This window comes from Thalassolituus sp. UBA2009 (genome assembly GCF_002335285.1).
Classification (GTDB): Bacteria; Pseudomonadota; Gammaproteobacteria; order Pseudomonadales; family Oceanobacteraceae; genus Venatoribacter; species Venatoribacter alkanivorans.
Genome location: NZ_DDCJ01000099.1, coordinates 7,616 through 24,796, shown reverse-complemented (window position 1 = coordinate 24,796; position 17,181 = coordinate 7,616). Strand labels below are relative to the sequence as shown.

Annotated in this window: 16 protein-coding genes; 11 read left to right on the top strand and 5 right to left on the bottom strand. The window is 51.7% G+C overall.

All coding sequences use genetic code 11. The annotated features are described in order from the left end of the window. Positions 1-180, top strand: a 180-nt coding sequence (locus B3P58_RS12205) for a DUF3601 domain-containing protein (protein ID WP_286717770.1), incomplete at its 5' end; no start/stop codon positions are given. Positions 181-247: 67 nt separating this feature from the next. Here the strand turns inward: B3P58_RS12205 and B3P58_RS12200 are convergent. Then, positions 248-856, bottom strand: coding sequence for an NADPH-dependent FMN reductase (locus B3P58_RS12200; RefSeq protein ID WP_286717768.1), 609 nt, complete (start codon positions 854-856; stop codon positions 248-250). Positions 857-913: 57 nt separating this feature from the next. Next, positions 914-1,525 (bottom strand): glutathione S-transferase family protein, encoded by a 612-nt coding sequence (locus tag B3P58_RS12195; RefSeq protein ID WP_145465971.1) that lies wholly within the window; start codon positions 1,523-1,525, stop codon positions 914-916. Positions 1,526-1,681: 156 nt separating this feature from the next. Here B3P58_RS12195 and B3P58_RS12190 point away from each other — a divergent pair, with 156 nt between their 5' ends. Then, positions 1,682-2,263, top strand: coding sequence for a TetR/AcrR family transcriptional regulator (locus tag B3P58_RS12190; RefSeq protein WP_145465972.1), 582 nt, complete (start codon positions 1,682-1,684; stop codon positions 2,261-2,263). A gap of 171 nt (positions 2,264-2,434) precedes the next feature. On the opposite strand, the gene B3P58_RS12185 is transcribed toward B3P58_RS12190, so the two are convergent. After that, entirely contained in the window at positions 2,435-3,346 is a 912-nt protein-coding gene (locus B3P58_RS12185) for a response regulator transcription factor (RefSeq protein ID WP_286717765.1), read from the bottom strand. Further along, complete coding sequence (locus tag B3P58_RS12180; RefSeq protein ID WP_286717763.1) at positions 3,333-6,755, bottom strand: hybrid sensor histidine kinase/response regulator; 3,423 nt, start codon at positions 6,753-6,755, stop codon at positions 3,333-3,335. Before B3P58_RS12180 ends, B3P58_RS12185 begins: the two co-directional genes overlap by 14 nt. 302 nt (positions 6,756-7,057) lie before the next feature. Here B3P58_RS12180 and urtA point away from each other — a divergent pair, with 302 nt between their 5' ends. From urtA to B3P58_RS12140, 8 genes are all read left to right on the top strand, one after another. Beyond that, entirely contained in the window at positions 7,058-8,311 is a 1,254-nt protein-coding gene (gene urtA, locus B3P58_RS12175) for an urea ABC transporter substrate-binding protein (protein WP_286717761.1), read from the top strand. 57 nt (positions 8,312-8,368) lie between these two features. Further along, positions 8,369-9,295 carry an urea ABC transporter permease subunit UrtB gene (urtB, locus tag B3P58_RS12170; RefSeq protein ID WP_145465976.1) on the top strand — a complete coding sequence of 309 codons (927 nt, stop codon included), beginning with the start codon at positions 8,369-8,371 and terminating at the stop codon, positions 9,293-9,295. Positions 9,296-9,304: 9 nt separating this feature from the next. After that, positions 9,305-10,492: an urea ABC transporter permease subunit UrtC gene (urtC, locus tag B3P58_RS12165; protein WP_145465977.1), complete on the top strand. Its 1,188-nt coding sequence runs from the start codon at positions 9,305-9,307 to the stop codon at positions 10,490-10,492. Next, entirely contained in the window at positions 10,476-11,240 is a 765-nt protein-coding gene (gene urtD / locus B3P58_RS12160; RefSeq protein WP_145465978.1) for an urea ABC transporter ATP-binding protein UrtD, read from the top strand. The genes urtC and urtD overlap by 17 nt, the downstream gene beginning before the upstream one ends. Positions 11,241-11,261: 21 nt before the next feature. Then, complete coding sequence (gene urtE, locus B3P58_RS12155) at positions 11,262-11,951, top strand: urea ABC transporter ATP-binding subunit UrtE (protein ID WP_145465979.1); 690 nt, start codon at positions 11,262-11,264, stop codon at positions 11,949-11,951. A 122-nt stretch (positions 11,952-12,073) separates the two neighbouring features. Continuing rightward, positions 12,074-13,306, top strand: a complete 1,233-nt coding sequence (fmdA, locus tag B3P58_RS12150) for a formamidase (RefSeq protein ID WP_145465980.1) — start codon at positions 12,074-12,076, stop codon at positions 13,304-13,306. Between the two features lie 14 nt (positions 13,307-13,320). Beyond that, the gene (locus B3P58_RS12145) at positions 13,321-13,695 is read left to right on the top strand and encodes a zinc ribbon domain-containing protein (RefSeq protein WP_145465981.1); all 375 of its coding nucleotides are present in this window, start codon (positions 13,321-13,323) and stop codon (positions 13,693-13,695) included. Next, a complete protein-coding gene (locus tag B3P58_RS12140; protein ID WP_286717756.1) occupies positions 13,677-13,859 on the top strand; it encodes a hypothetical protein in 183 nt (60 codons plus the stop codon). Before B3P58_RS12145 ends, B3P58_RS12140 begins: the two co-directional genes overlap by 19 nt. Here the strand turns inward: B3P58_RS12140 and B3P58_RS12135 are convergent, their stop codons facing one another. After that, the gene (locus B3P58_RS12135) at positions 13,860-15,746 is read right to left on the bottom strand and encodes a DEAD/DEAH box helicase (protein WP_145465983.1); all 1,887 of its coding nucleotides are present in this window, start codon (positions 15,744-15,746) and stop codon (positions 13,860-13,862) included. Positions 15,747-16,153: 407 nt separating this feature from the next. On the opposite strand from B3P58_RS12135, the gene B3P58_RS12130 reads away from it, so the two are divergent. Next, a partial coding sequence (locus B3P58_RS12130) for a PDC sensor domain-containing protein (protein WP_286717754.1) occupies positions 16,154-17,181 on the top strand: 1,028 nt, incomplete at its 3' end.

Sequence of the window (17,181 nt, the reverse complement as noted above, 5' to 3'; positions counted from 1 at the left end):
CTGCACGCCGTTGGGGAAAGCTGGGTATTTCTGGGTTATTCATTTCTGCCGTACGACGACGGCATGTCATTTTTCGTGTCGTTCGACGGTGAACAGGAGTGGCATATCCGTCTGCAGTGGCGCCCGGAGGAACAGGGCCAGCTGCTGGACAACTTAGAGCAGTATATCCGCGCTCTTTAGTCCGTGCGCTCTAGTCCGTCCGTGAACTCTAGTCCGCACGTTGTCAGCAACCGCTGGCCGCTATTGTTTACGACATACCGTTTGAAAAATCCGCCAGTCCTGAACACAGTCTGTCACGTACCGGTTTCAGGGCTTCGGTGTAGGTCATCAGTAAGTCCAGCGCGTAACGGGTGCGCTTTTCCAGATAAACATCACTCATACGCCCTTCCTGGCCCATCCAGAGGTCATTCACATCACGCAGCAGCAGATGCTCAGGCAGATATAACAGGCGCGAGTTTTTATAGCCGCTGTGGCGTAACTCGGCAATCACAAAAGCGCCACCGGCCGAAGCCGATACACCGACCAGTAATACCGGTTTATGCGCCAGTTCTTTCATCCCGCACCAGAGCAGAAAATTTTTCAGTCCGGCCGGCACCATGCCGTGCCATTCCGGCACGATAAATACAAAAGCATCGGCGGCTTCGGCACGGGCTTTTACCTGAGCCACGTCCTGTTCTTCTGTACTGCCCGCTGCCAGTGGCTCGCCATCCCAGAGTGGCAGCTTACTCTGATAAAGGTCAATCAGACTCGCCTTACCGGCCAGAAAATGCTGATTCATATAATCGGCAATACGGCGACTTTGTGAATTGGCACGATGGCTGGCCACCACCAGACAAATATTAAGATCGGTATTCATAACAACCTCCCTGCGCAATGGTAATCCGCCAGGCGGCTGCCCGGCGGACTGAGACTGTTATGCAGTATAGGACGGACGCGCTTTCATTTGCGCGTGCCAGCGCTGAATAGCCGGAAAATCTTCGGTAATACGCAACTGAATCACCTTACCGAACTCCAGCGAGCAAAGAGCCGTGATGTCTGCCACAGAGAAGTGATCACCCGCCACAAATTCATGCTTTTGCAGCTGCTGTTCCAGAATGGGTAAGAACGCAGCCGCCAGCTTACCGGCTTCTTCGCCCCAGGCGGCAACCGGTGTCATACGGTCTTTAAAAAAGCCGGTCGTATGCTGGAAGCAATGGCCAATCGGCATTAATAAGGCGTTGTCGAGGCGGCGATCCCACATCTCAATCAGCGCTTTCTCTTTGGCATCGCGCCCCATCAGATTCGGTTCCGGCTGAATTTCTTCCAGATAACGGTATATGGCTGCGGTTTCAGCAATACAGGTGCCGTCATCAAGCTCCAGTACCGGTACTTTCGCAAGACGGTTACGTTCGCGGAATTCAGGCTTCAGGTTCTCGCCTCCGGCAAGATCGATATTAATCACCTCGACACCGGTAATGCCCTTTTCTGCCAGAGCCATACGGCTGCGACGCGGATTGGGTGCCATATTGGCGCTGTACAGTTTCATACGGATTCCTTGATTGACGGGTTAGCGGATCAGACTCTTTTATTTTCAGAATGACCATTCTGGATTACACTAGCCAATATCAGAATGATCAGTCAAGAAAGAATTCGCTTAGCTGCCTGATCCTGCCGGCAATCTTCAGAACATACAGGTAATTTAATGGCCAGAACCAAGTCATTCGATCCCGCTCAGGTACTGCATCAGGCCATGCTGCTGTTCTGGCGTGAAGGATTCCGCCAGCTATCGATGGAAAATCTGGTGCAGAAACTCGGGGTTAACCGCTACAGCCTGTATCAGACCTTTGGCAATAAACAAGATTTTTTCCATCAGGCACTGGTGCTTTATACCGATAATATTTTTAACCGTATGCTGCGGCCACTGCAGGAACAGCAGGGAAAAACCGCCATCATTGCTTACTTCCGCCTGATACAGCAGCAACTGCAGCACGATCAGGCCAGTGCCGGTTGTATGCTGCTGAACGCCAGCCTGAATGCAGGACAATTACATGAAGAAAGTCTGAACCTGATTAAAAACGGCCTGCGCCGCCAGGAAGAAAGCCTGAAGAAAGCCCTGCAGCAGGCCATTGATAATAACGAGCTCAGCCGCCCGCGTGACCCGCTGACCGCCTCACGTTTTCTCGCCAGCCAGGTACATGCCATGGTGCTGTTACGTCAGAATGCCGGAAAAAAACGCGTGCATGACGTACTGGAATTTATGCTGGCCGAACTCGAAGCCTGGTGACAGTTCAGGGCCTGTTAATTCACTCTCTAACAGAGCCGTTGATTTTCGTTTTCGAGGCAGTCAATGCAAGGCAAAAACCGGCGAAAAAGCGCAGTTTACAGGTCGTAAATGAGCATTTTGAGTCGGTTTTTAACACTGCTGTGGCAACGCAGATAGGAAATCAACAGCCTGCTAATGGTTAACCGCCAGTACTCCAAGGCTGACCGCCGCCGCCGAGGTGCGGTTTTCTACTCCCAGTTTACGGAACACCTGCTCCAGATGTTTGTTCACCGTACGCGGGCTCATGGTCAGAATCTGGCCAATATCCTGATTGCTTTTTCCCCGCGCCAGCCACAAAAGCACTTCTGATTCACGCTCGGTAAGGCCAAACTGCTGACGTAAGTCCTGACACAGTAAGGTGTCATCTTCATCCATCAGGCGCAGTAAAAATTCTCCCGGATAAGGCTGCCCCAGCAAGCGTAAGGTCAGCGTCTGTTCACCCAGCTGTAGTTTAAACTGGCTGTGTTTTTGCGGCGCGCGGCTCAGCCAGCCGATTGCCTGCTGCTGCAATGCCTGCGCGAAGGCATCACCGTTGTAATTCAGTGCTGCCAGTAATTCCTGAGCACGCTGGGTACACCACAGTATTTCACCGTGCAGTGAGCAGGAAAATGCCGGCTGTGCCAATTCATTTAATGCACCACGGGCACTCTGGGTTTTACGTGCATTATTAATATGCACCTGCGCACGGGCGAGTAATTCATTCAGTCTGACCGGCTTGGTCAGATAATCCACACCGCCGCATTCTAAACCGCGCACAACGTGTTCGCTGTCACTCAGCCCTGTCATAAAAATAACAGGAATATCCTGTAAATCGGCGTTGTCCTTTAACGCTTTACAGGCTTCAAAGCCATCCATATTCGGCATAATGGCATCCAGCAGAATTAAATCCGGTGCCATTCGTTCTGCAATATTCAATGCCTGCATGCCGTCCATCGCCACCAATACGGTGTAACCGGCACCACTGAGTGCTTCATTCAGCATGGTTAACGATTCGGCGGTATCATCGGCGATTAATACCAGCCCTTTGCTTTCAGCCCGGATCATTGGCAAGTACCTTCTGGCTGATGGAAATAACAGACGCAAACTGATAATTGCGTACATATTCGCGCAACTGGTTAATGCAGCGCTCGTCAGCTCCGGCATTGGCCATACGTTGCAATACCAGTTCAATTCCGCCGATATAACCAATTTCGGCCATTGCCTGTAGCTCACGCGCCTCCGCTGGCGGAATATTCCGCCAGTTAAGGCTGTCAGCCGCAGTCGCCACAGAGCGCTCGCTGCTGATCACTTCACGGTCGTAATACCATTCCAGTTCCAACACGCTTGCGATTTTATCCAGCAGTGCCTGATCACGGATGGGTTTAATCAGATAGGCGTCGTTTAATTGTTCTGTAACTGAGGCTGCCCCACCCTGATTCGCCGCCGATTGACGATCTTCGGCATCCGCCGACACCATAATCACCGGCGTTTTAACGCCCCGGTTGCGTAACTGCCGCAATAATTCCCAGCCGGTCATTCCCGGCATGGAGATATCCAGCAAGAAAACATCCACCCCGGCATCGGCAAACGATTCCAGACAGGAAAAACCATCCGGCGCTTCCAACACCACAAATCCCAGCGGCGTTAATATTTCGCTGATCAGACCCCGGTGCGAGGCATCATCATCGACCACCATCACCGTTTTTTGCGCGCCTTTTAAGCCGCTGATCTGTTGCGCCGGTAACGTGCGCGAGCTGGATTTAGCCAGACTGGAAAGCATCATCGACAAGCGGAATACGCTGCCCTTACCCGGTTCGCTGCTGAGGGTAATTTCGCCCCCCATAATATCGGCCAATAACTGACTGATGGTCAGGCCAAGGCCTGTACCCGGCATTTGTGGCAGACCGGGTTTACGGATGCGCTCAAAGGGCTGGAATATGCGTTTGCATTCGGCCGCTTCGATACCAAAACCGGTATCGCTGACGGTAAATTCCGCGACCTGACTGCGATAACGCACCGCCAGTGTCACCGAACCCTGCTGAGTAAATTTAACCGCATTGGATAACAGATTAATCAGAATCTGGCGCAGGTGTTTTTCATCGGTGGCGACCATGTCCGGCAAATGAGCACAGGGAAGATAAATAAACTCCACGCCTTTGCTTTCTGCCTGCAGGCGGAACATATCTACCAGTTCCTGTAATAAATGACCGATGGCGACTTCATCCCGGCGGATTTCCAGACGCCCGGCTTCAATTCTGGAAATATCCAGCAAGCCTTCAATCAGATCCGCCAGATGGTCACCACTGCGACGGATAAGGCTGATTTTATTACGCTGTCCTGGCAGTAACTGGCTGTCTTTTTCCAGCAATTGCGCATAACCCAGGATGGAGTTCAGCGGGCTGCGCAATTCATGGCTGATACCGCCCAGGTAGCGGCTCTTGGCCTGGTTCGCAGCCTCAGCTAATTCTTTAGCCTGCTGCAATGCCCGGTCGGTTGCTTCGTGGGCGGTAATCTCACGGGTTAATAATTCCGTCTGCCGTACCGATTCATCCAGCGCAAACTGCCGGCTTTCATTCGCCAGAACAAACAGCCAGATTAATACACCGACAATAATCAGTAATAACAGGTACACCTGTATTAATGTTGCCCCGACCAGATGCTGACCGGAATCGGCAGCGGGCACCTGCACATACACCAGCCAGAACAACACCGCGACAATACCGGCAATTAATAACAATAAACCGCTGAACTGCATCAGGCGCGGATTCATTTTTTGCACCAGCCAGACCGGCAACAGAGTTTCCAGCAGAGTTTGCATCTGCTCACTTAAGCGCGCTTTATCTTTGCATTGATCGTGGCAACGGGATTCCAGCGTACAGCATAAAGAGCAGATATGGCCTTTATAGGCCGGACAGCTGGCAATATCTTCACTGTCAAAATGGTTGTCACACACCACGCACTGTACCGGTTCTGCGGCAACAGCAGGTGCCAGGGGAATAATCTCGCGCGCCAGATAAAAGCGGCCACGGGTAATAATGGCCAATAAGGGCGAAGTAATAAATGCCGTTGCCAGTGCCAGATAAGGCGATAAAGCCTGCGGCAGTTCGCCCAGAACGCCGACATAGCAAACAATGCCAACCAGCGACGCCAACAACATAGCACCGAAACCGACCGGATTAATGTCGTATAAATAGGCCCGCTTAAATTCAATGTGCTTGGGACTTAACCCCAAAGGTTTATTAATAATCAGATCGGCGACCAATGCACCCACCCAGGCCACAGCGACGTTGGAATAAATCCCCAGAATATGTTCCAGCGATTGGTAAACTCCCAACACCATCAACAGTAACGCAATCATCACATTAAACACCAGCCAGACCACCCGGCCCGGATGGCTGTGCGTTAAGCGCGAAAAGAAATTCGACCAGGCGATAGAGCCGGCATACGCGTTGGTTACGTTAATTTTTACCTGACAGAGAATGACGAAGATGCCGGTCAATGCCAGTACGGCCATGGGCGAATCGCTGATATAGCCGAAAGCAACGCGGTACATTTGGGTTGGATCTGCGGCATCAAGCACCGATAACCCATGCTGCACCGCCAGCACCGCTAAAAAAGAACCTGCCAGAATTTTCAGTGCGCCCACCAGAATCCAGCCCGGACCGCCACCAATCAGGGCCAGCCACCAGCGCAGTTTATGCCGGGGTTCTGGCTCCGGCAGAAAGCGTAAAAAATCGACCTGCTCACCGATTTGCGCAATCAGTGAAAAAACCACCGCCGAGGCTGCACCAAAGTAGATCAGATTAAATTTTCCGCCACTTTCCGGTGCACCTTCTGTGCGGTTGCCAATACCGGGAAACGCAATCCACTGCTCTGCGGCGGACCACTCGTGCCAGAGAATAAAGATAAACGGCAGCAACTGCAGCACCAGCCACAATGGCTGACTCCAGAGCTGAAAACGGCTGATAAAGGTAATGCCATGGGTCACCAGCGGAATCACAATCAGTGCGCTGAGCAGATAGCCTGCCGCCAGCGGCAGGCCGAATAATATCTCCATAGCGGAGGCCATAATGGCCGATTCCAGCGCAAAAAAGATAAAGGTAAACGAGGCATAAATCAGCGAGGTAATGGTCGAACCAATATAACCAAACCCTGCCCCACGGCTGAGTAAATCAATGTCTACGCCATAGCGGGCGGCGTAGTAACTGATAGGTATGGCGGTCAGGAAGATAATGGCAGACACCACCATAATGGCGCTGACGGCGCTGTTAAAACCGTACATCAGCGTAATTGCCGCACCGATGGCTTCGAGCGCTAGAAAAGAAATGGCTCCCAGCGCCGTATTGGAAACACGCGCGGCCGACCAGCGCCGCGCCTTTTTGGCGGTAAAGCGCAGGGCGTAATCTTCCAGTGTCTGGTTTGCTACCCAGCGGTTGTAACTGCGCCGGGTTTTGTACACCACTTGCTCAGACATAGTCTGTTCTGCCTCTCTCAGCTTATTGTCAGCTGACCTGTCGCCACCGCGGTGACGCCGATAGAAAGACATCCTGTCCACAACACCTGCTTAAGCGCAGAAAAATCCATCTTGTGCCGGCCCGCAGGCTCTTCCTCTCAGGCCTCAGGACTCTAATCACATCCCATGCCAACTGCTATGCGTCAAATGACGTAGGTGACTGGAGCAATCGGCGAATTCTTACAGGAAGCCCACTGACGCATTCTGAGCAGGCTTAAGTTCAACTCAAAAACGTACTCAATCAGTCATCAAGAGGCCTGACTATGCACTCCAAATCCAAACCTTTTAACGGCAGCGTCCGCCGTCGTTTTTTACAGAACCTGCTGGCAATACCTGCAGCCGTTATGCTCGCCAATGCCAGCCTGCCAGCTTATGCAGACAGTGCTAACAGCACTGGTCTGGCCGTTACCGATAAAACTGTAAAGGTCGGTATTCTGCACTCAGTAACCGGCACCATGGCCATCAGTGAGACCGGTTCGGTGCAGGCAGAAAAGCTGGCCATCGAACAAATCAACGCCATGGGCGGTGTGCTGGGCCGTAAAATCGAATTTATTCAGGAAGATGGCGCCAGTGACTGGCCGACCTTTGCTGAGAAATCAAAGAAACTGCTGATTAACGATAAAGTCGCAGCAGTATTTGGCTGCTGGACCTCAGCATCACGTAAAGCCGTACTGCCGATTTTCGAACAGTATAACGGCATGTTGTATTACCCGACCTTTTATGAAGGTCTGGAACAATCCCCTAACGTTATTTATACCGGCCAGGAAGCAACCCAGCAGATTCTTGCCGGTATCGACTGGGTAGTAAAAGAAAAAGGGGCTAAATCTTTCTTCCTGCTCGGCTCAGATTACATCTGGCCACGTACCTCCAACAAAATCGCGCGTAAGCATATCGACAAACTCGGCCTGAAAGTCAGTGGCGAAGAGTATTACCCGCTGGGTCACACCCAGTTCAACTCGGTCATCAACAAGATCAAGCTGAAAAAACCGGACGTGATCTTTGCCTCAGTCGTGGGTGGTTCCAACGTTGCGTTTTATAAGCAGCTGAAAGCCGCCGGTATTGATATGACCAAAGAAACACCATTGGTACTGACTATCTCCGTTACCGAAGACGAGATTCTGGGCATTGGTGGTGAAAACATCGAAGGTGCTTACGCCTCGATGAAATACTTCCAGAGCCTGACCAACGACAACAACAAAAACTTTGTTAAAGCCTTTAAAGAACGCTGGGGCAAAGACATCGTTATTGGTGACGTAACCCAGGCAGCCTACCTTGGCCCATGGCTGTGGAAAGCCGCCGTTGAAAAAGCCGGTTCCTTTGATATCGATAAAGTTCGTGCGGCCTCTCCGGGCATTGAACTGAAAACCGCTCCGGAAGGTTATGTACGGGTTCATGAAAACCATCACTTATGGTCAAAAACCCGCATTGGTAATGCCCAGGCTGATGGTCAGTACAAAATTGTGTACGAAACCAAAGACCTGATCGAACCAGACCCATTCCCAGCCGGTTACAAGTAAGACATTAAGCGGCCTGCGGGCCGCTGCTTATCCGCTTTATTCACCGGAGAATTCATTATGTTTGCTGATTACACCATGACCGAGCTGACCTCGATCTTTGCCATGCAGGGGTTTGCCGGGCTGATTTTATTTTCTGTATTTGTACTGATGGCGCTGGGTCTTGCCATTATTTTCGGCCAGATGGGCGTTATTAATATGGCGCACGGCGAATTTATGATTCTCGGTGCCTACGTTACCTACCTTACCTCAACCCTGTTTGCCGAATATCTGCCATCCATTTATGGCAGTTACTTTTTTATCGCAATGATATTTGCCTTTATCGTCACCGCCGCCCTTGGCGCCCTGGTCGAATGGGCGATTATCCGCCACCTGTATAAGCGTCCGCTGGATACCCTGCTGGCTACCTGGGGTCTGAGCCTGATTTTGCAGCAATTGTATCGCAGCGTATTTGGTGCCCGTGAGGTCGGTGTCACCCTGCCTGACTGGCTGATGGGTTCTTACGCACTGAACGACAGCATTGAAATTCCGATTAACGGTTTATTCGTTATGGGCCTGACCATTGTCATCACCGTTGGTGTTGCCTTAATGATGCAGAAATCCCGCCTCGGCAAACAAACCCGCGCGGTCGTACAGAATCGCCCGATGGCCGCCGCAGTCGGTATTAATACCGAAAAAGTCGATCGCATGACCTTCGCTCTCGGTTGCGGTATTGCCGGTATCGCCGGTTCTGCCTTCACCATGATCGGTTCGACCGGTCCGACCTCCGGCCAGCTTTATATTGTCGATACATTCCTGGTCGTTGTGTTCGGTGGTGCATCCAGCCTGATTGGTACTGTTGCCTCCGCATTTACCATTTCACAGGCGCAGTCGACGATGGAATTTTTCCTCAGCGGCTCGACAGCCAAAGTTCTTACCCTTCTGACCGTGGTTGGCATTCTGATGCTGCGTCCACAGGGTCTGTTCTCTCTGAAAATCCGCCGCTAGGAGTTTGTTATGACAAAAATCAAAGATTTTATCGGGCGTTATCAGCTCAGTCATTTACTGATTCTCGCCGTTATATTGTTAGTCGTTATGCCACTGGCGATGGATATTTTCCGCCTGAATCTGGTAGGTAAATATTTAACCTATGCCTTTGTCGCACTGGGTCTGGTTTTATGCTGGGGTTATGGCGGCATTCTCAGCCTGGGTCAGGGTGTATTCTTTGGCCTGGGTGGTTATTGCATGGCGATGTTTCTGAAGCTGGAAGCATCTTCACCTGAGCATACGGCTATTCAGTCAACACCGGGAATTCCTGATTTTATGGACTGGAATCAGCTGACTGCTTTGCCATGGTTCTGGGAACCTTTCCACAGTTTTGGTTTTACTTTACTGGCCGTTGTTCTGGTGCCAGCCCTGTTCGCATTTATCATTGGCGTGGCAATGTTTAAACGCCGGGTCAGCGGTGTGTACTTTGCCATTATTACTCAGGCCATTGCCGCTATTCTGACAATTTTAATTATCGGTCAGCAGGGCTATACCGGCGGCGTTAACGGCATTACCGATTTACGCACACTGCACGGCTGGGATATCCGCACCGACAGCGCCAAATACATTCTGTATTTTATTAATGCGTTCCTGCTGATCGGCTGCCTGATTGCTGCACGCTACATTATCAAAAGCAAACTTGGCCGGTTACTGGTTGCCATGCGTGAACGTGAAGACCGTGTGCGTTTTTCCGGTTACGACGTGTCCAGCTTTAAGATTTTTATCTACTGCGTTGCCGCTGTGTTTTCTGCCATTGGCGGAGCCATGTTTACCCTGCAGGTTGGCTTTATGTCACCTTCGTTTGTCGGCATCGTGCCTTCCATTGAAATGGTTATCTTCTGCGCCGTTGGTGGCCGCCTGTCGATTCTGGGTGCGGTTTACGGAACCTTACTGGTGAACTGGGCCAAAACCAGTTTTTCAGAATCTTTCCCCGAGTTATGGCTGTTTGCCATGGGCGCGCTGTTTATCGGCGTAGTAATGGCTTTCCCTAATGGCCTGGCAGGTCTTTATCAGACCTACGTTGAACCACGCCTGCAGCGTTTCAGAAAACCCGCACCGGCTGCCAGCCAGTCTCAGGTCGTCAGTCTTGAAGCCGGCAAAACCGCAACCACAACCAATTCTGCAGACAAGGAGTACAGCCATGCTGGAAACCAATAAATCCATTCCGCAAAAAGAATTTGTGCTGAGTATTGAAGGTCTGACAGTTTCTTTCGACGGTTTTAAAGCAGTAAACGATTTATCGCTGTATGTCGAAGAACAGGAAATCCGCGTCATTATCGGCCCAAACGGGGCCGGTAAAACCACGGTACTGGACTTAATCTGCGGACGTACAAAAGCCACTGAAGGCTCAATTAAATTCAAGGGCACGGAGCTGACCCGTTTGAATGAACACCAGATCGTGCATGCCGGTGTCGGGCGTAAATTCCAGAACCCGTCTATTTATGAAGACCTTACGGTATTCGAAAACCTCGAACTCTCTTTTCCCCGTGGCCGTAATGTCTGGGGTGCACTGACCTTTCGCCGCGACACTGAAGTAGTCGCCAAGGTTAAAGAAATTGCCGACATGATTTTCCTGGGTGACAAGCTCGATATGAACGCCGACCTGCTCAGCCACGGCCAGAAGCAATGGCTGGAAATCGGCATGCTGCTGATTCAGGACCCGGAGCTGTTAATGCTGGATGAACCCGTAGCCGGTATGTCGGTATCGGAACGCAAACAGACCGCCGAATTATTGCAGCGTATTACCAAAGACCGCTCGGTGCTGGTTATTGAACACGACATGCAGTTTGTCGCCGATATCGCCGACCGGGTAACGGTACTGCATCAGGGCCAGGTTCTGTCAGAAGGTTCCATGGAGCGGGTGCAATCCGATCCTAAAGTCATCGAAGTTTACCTCGGTCACTGATCTTAAAAGCGGAGTTATTTTATGTTTCAAGTATCCGATTACAGCGTTGCCTATGGTCAGAGTGATGTTATCCGCAATCTGAACCTGAGTATTAAACCCAAAGAAATTGTTGCCATTCTTGGCCGTAACGGCATGGGTAAAACCACGCTGATGAAATCATTAATCGGCATGATTCCCAGTAAAGAAGGCAGCCTGACACTGGCGGGCAAAGAATTATCCGGCCTGAAAAGTCACGAGCGCGTTGGTGCCGGTATTGGTTTTGTACCGCAGGGGCGGATGATTTTCTCCACCATGACGGTATCTGAAAATATCGAAACCGGATTGACCAGCACAGGTGAACGCAAGATTCCTTCCGATCTGTACAGCTTATTTCCCGTTCTGGACGAAATGAAAAACCGTCGTGGCGGTAATTTATCCGGCGGCCAACAACAGCAGTTGGCCATTGCCCGCGCTCTGGCAAGCAATCCCAGCGTGTTACTGCTCGACGAACCAACTGAAGGTATCCAGCCATCCATTATTAAAGAAATGGCACGCACGCTGAAACAGATCCGCACTCAGCGCAATTTATCCATTCTGGTATCCGAGCAGGTGCTGAGCTTCGCCCTTGATATTGCCGACCGCATTCTGGTGATTGAAAAAGGCGCCATTGTGCTCGACGTTCCGGTCGCCGAGGCCGACCAGGCAACCATCAGCCGTTATTTATCCGTTTAAAAGAATGTGCATGACGCCTGTTCAGCACATCGCCGACAGGCATAAAAACTTTAACCGGCGTTTTCCAATTTGCGGTAATACGCTGAACCAAGAGGCTGTTAAGGCCACTCAAGGAGCAAACCATGACTGATACCATCATCAAGATTGATCTGAATAAATCCGCTTATGAGCACGACAATGTGCACAACCGCTGGCACCCGGATATTCCGATGGTTGCTACGGTAAAACCGGGCGATGATTTTATTGTTGAGTGTTTCGACTGGACCGGCGGACAAATTGAAAATAACGATGACGCCTCCGATGTCCGTGACGTTGACCTGACCAAGGTGCATTTCCTTTCGGGTCCGATTGCCGTAGAAGGCGCCGAACCCGGCGATCTGCTGGAAGTCGACATTCTCGATATCGGCGCCTTTGCTGAACAGCAATGGGGCTTTAACGGCTTCTTCTCCAAACAGAACGGCGGCGGTTTTCTGGATAATCATTTTCCGGAAGCGCAGAAATCCATCTGGGATTTTAACGGTATTTATACCAAGTCCCGTCATGTTCCCGGTGTCGAGTTCGCCGGTATTCTGCATCCAGGCCTGATCGGTTGCCTGCCATCCCGCGACATGCTGGATATGTGGAACACACGGGAAAAAGAACTGTTTGATACCGACCCGGAAAGAACACCGCAACTCGCCTGCCTGCCGTATGCAGAAACTGCACATATGGGCCGTATGAAAGGCGACGAGCGTAATTCCGCTGCGGCAGAAGGTGCCCGTACCGTACCTCCGCGTGAACACGGTGGTAACTGCGACATTAAAGATTTAACCCGCGGAGCCAAAGTGTACTTCCCGGTGTATGTTGACGGTGCCGGTTTATCCGTTGGCGATCTGCACTTCAGCCAGGGTGATGGTGAAATCACCTTCTGTGGTGCCATCGAAATGGCTGGCTGGATTCATATGCGGGTTAATCTGATTAAAGACGGTATGGCCAAATATCAGATTAAAAATCCGATTTTCAAACCGAGCCCGATGGTACCGAAATACGATGACTACCTGATCTTTGAAGGTATTTCGGTGGATGAAAATGGCAAACAGCATTATCTGGATACCAGTATTGCTTACCGCCAGGCCTGTCTGAATGCGATTAAATACCTCACCCAGTTTGGCTACAGCGAAGCACAGGGTTACGCGATTATTGGCTGTGCGCCGATTCAGGGCCATATCAGTGGCGTGGTGGATATTCCGAACTCCTGCGCCACCCTGTGGTTGCCGACGGATATTTTTGAATTTGATATCCAGCCGAATGCCAACGGGCCGGTTAAACATCTGGATGGTTCAGTTGATATTCCGAAAGCTCCGGATCTTAAATAAGGAGGAAGCCGCATATGCCACTGTATGACTACAAATGTCCGCAGCATGGTGTGTTTCAGGAACTGGCGAGCATGGAAAAGCATGATCAGCCAGCCGCCTGTCCACACTGCCAGACGCTGTCGGCGCGCATTATCATGCTGCCGCCACAGCTGGCCAGAATGCTGAAAGAAACCAAAGAAGCCATGGAGCGTAACGAAAAAGCGCAGCATGCACCGGAGGTTATGACCAGCAGCCAGTATCACGAACGTGAACAGGAAAAGCTGGCGCGCCATCAGCATAAACATCGTAATGGTTGCGGCTGCGAGCCTAAACGCCGCAGTAATCTGATGTATACCGCTGACGGCAATAAGATGTTCCCCGGCATGCGGCCATGGATGATCAGCCACTGATCATCCGCACAATTTCGTCTGTCCTTTTCCCCGGCTTTGCCGGGGCTTTTTATTTCTACAGAAAAAATATTGCCGTGAGGAAAAATACTGACGCAGGAAATATTGGCAGATATAAAAAAAACCGGCCAGTGGCCGGTTTTTTTATTAACGTTGCGCAGTCTTAATTAAGCTTCGCGACGCTTACGTGGAGCACGGGTACCCGGTGCCGGAGCGCCGTTATCGCGTGGCTTGCCGCGGTGTGGTTTCTTGGCGAAACCGTCTTTCTGGCCTTCGGTACGACGCGGAGCACGGCGCGGAGCACCAGCGCCACCCTGCGGTACTTCAGACTCTTTATAGACTTTAATTTCCAGCGGACGACCACAAACGCGTGCTTTACGCAGTTTACCCATGGTCGGGGCCGGCATACCTTCCGGTAAATCGATCACGGCGAAATTATCAAAAATTTCGATATGGCCGATGTAATCACTGTCGAGGTCCGCTTCGTTAGCAACCGCGCCAACCAGGTTACCCGGCTTCAGGCCGTCGTCATAACCAATGCCAACCATATAACGGGTCATTTCCACTTCCGGGTGACCTTTTAATGGCTTCGGACGCTCTTCCGGCAGTGCCTTGCTGCGCGGGCCACGCTCGCGTGAATCACCACGGGAATCACGGTCACGGGACGGACGCTCACTGCGGCTTTCGTTACGCAGTTCACGCTCACGGGCATCAGCCATACGGGCATCAGTCTGCTCATTAATAAACAGTGATTTTTCACCCTGCAGCAGAGCAGCCAGTGCGGCAGCAACGTCCAGCGCATCGACCGGGTTCTGACTGAGAATGGTCTCAATCATTTCGCGGTACTGGTTATTACGCTCTGGGTGAATGGCGTCCAGAATCTGTGCCTGGAAGCGTTCACGGCGTTTTTCGTTAACCATTTTGGCGGTCGGCAGTGGCATTTCTTCAATGCTCTGACGGGTCGCTTTTTCGATGTCACGCAGCATGCGTTTTTCACGGCCACGAACAAACACAATGGCTTCACCATTACGGCCCGCACGACCGGTACGGCCAATACGGTGAACGTAGGATTCGGTATCCTGCGGAATATCGTAGTTGATTACGTGGCTGATACGTTCAACGTCCAGACCACGGGCCGCAACGTCGGTCGCAACAATAATATCGAGCTGACCGGCTTTCAGTTTTTCTACCGCTTTTTCACGCAGCGCCTGTGGAATGTCACCGTTTAATGGTGAACATTTAAAGCCGTTAGCCTGCATAAAATCAGCGACTTCTTCAGTTGCCTGTTTGGTGCGGACAAACACCATCATGGCGTCAAATTCTTCAGTTTCGGCAATACGCAGCAGTGCATCATTTTTATGAGCACCGGCAACAAACCAGTAACGCTGACGAATTTTATCGTTGGTGGTGGTTTTGGTCTGAATTTTTACTTCAACCGGATCTTTCAGGTGAGTTTCAGCAACGCGCTGAATTTCACGCGGCATAGTCGCGGAGAACAGAGCCACCTGACGGGTACGCGGCGTGTGTTCCAGAATCCAGTTCACGTCGTCGATAAAGCCCATGCGCAGCATTTCGTCGGCTTCGTCCAGAACCACGGCTTTAATATCGGCCAGGTTCAGGGTGCCGCGACGCAGGTGATCCATTACACGACCCGGAGTACCCACAACCCACTGCGGACCACGCTTCAGTTCACGCAGCTGGCTGCCGTAATCGGAACCACCATAAATAGCAGTAACACCAATACCCGGAATGTATTTGCTGTAGGTTTTGATGGCTTCAGCCACCTGTTGTGCCAGCTCACGGGTAGGCGCCAGACACAGAACCTGTGGCGAATTAAAATCAGCCTGGGTGCGGCTCAGCAGTGGCAGTGCGAAGGCAGCGGTTTTACCGGTACCGGTCTGAGCCATGCCCAGAACGTCTTTGCCTTCCAGCAGTGGGGGAATACTTTCGGCCTGAATCGGAGACGGAGCTTCGTAGCCCAGCTCTTCCAGAGTACGAAGAATAGAAAAAGGTAAACCCAGGCTCGCAAAGCCTGTAGGAGTAGAATCGGTCATATTGTACCTGTGTAGTAGAGGAAGGGCTTGGCCGTTCTGGTTCGCACTCTACTGCTCACACGGCTAGGCCCGACTCGTCGGTTTTCTTAAGGGGGGCGTACTATATAGGAAACCCTGCCCGCTCGCCTTAATTATTTTGTCCCGGTGTAACAATTGTCTGGTTGTAAAGGGAGCAATTGTTCCTCTTCTGCAGCAGCCGGACACAGGTTCAGATGTGGCCACACGTGCCAGTTATCTGCATGCGGCTGAATTTAAAGCCCTTTCAGTGCTGACGGGCGGGCATCTTATTGTGAATAGTGTCAGAATTGACGCTACGCAAGCCGCACAGTTACTGCTAGTCTGGCTTTAGCGCTGATTCAACAGGCTCAGGTGTCAGCAGGCCCAAGATTGGTATCAAGATGTAAAACATGAATATCAAAAACCGTATTCTTCTGTGTGTCATCATTCTGCAGATTGCAGGCTTTACTGCCCTGCTGCTGCATTACAACAGCCGCGCCAGCAACTCCGTTCTGGAGTTCAACCGTCAGCAGATAATGTCAGCCGTTGTGGCCAGTGTTCACCATCTGGATGCAACCGCCGCACAAATGGAGCGCACCGCTCTCGGGCTGGCACGCAGCGGCGAGCATCACCAGCAGCAGCATCACCGTACACATCCGGCAGAGGTCCGCGCTGTCCTGCAAAAATTACTGGTGCGCACCTTTCAGTCATTCGATCAGGCACTGGGTGGCGGCATCTGGTTTGAGCCTTACACCATTGATCCGGATGCCCGCTACTTTGGCCCTTACGCCTACCATAACGGCCAGGATGTTATGGCCACCTGGGATCTGAGCAGCGAGCGTTACGATTACCTTAACCAACCCTGGTACAGACTGGCGATTCCTGCCGACTGGCCGCGCGATCAGCCACGTAATGCCGATCTTTTCTGGAGCCCGCCTTACGTAGATAACGCCGGCACCGAAGCTCTGATCATGACCGTGGATGCGCTGATGTACGACAATCAGCAACAGCTGATCGGCATTGCCACCGTCGACTGGGCTATGGATGAACTGCGTCAGCAGGTACGTGAACTCAAACTGACGCCGGGCACACGCCCTTTTCTGCTGCATCAAAGCAGCGGCCGCTATCTGGTTGGCCCGGAGCAAAACAGCGAATTAAACACCATCGTTAACAACAGCAATCTGCTGAACCTGAAGACCAGTAACGCCAGTGAGCTGCAGGAAAAAGACGGCGAGTACCTGTTTGCCGCCCGCAGTCAGACCGGTCTGGTGCTGGGCGTGCGCATCCCCCATGCCGACCTGGCGCTGGCCGTACAACAACGGCTGGCTGACGGTATGACCATCAACATCGGCATCGCCGTGCTGTTTATTTCTATTATGGCGCTGGTACTGGAAGTGCTGTTCCGTCCGTTCGAACAGATTCTGAACCGCCTGCAAAG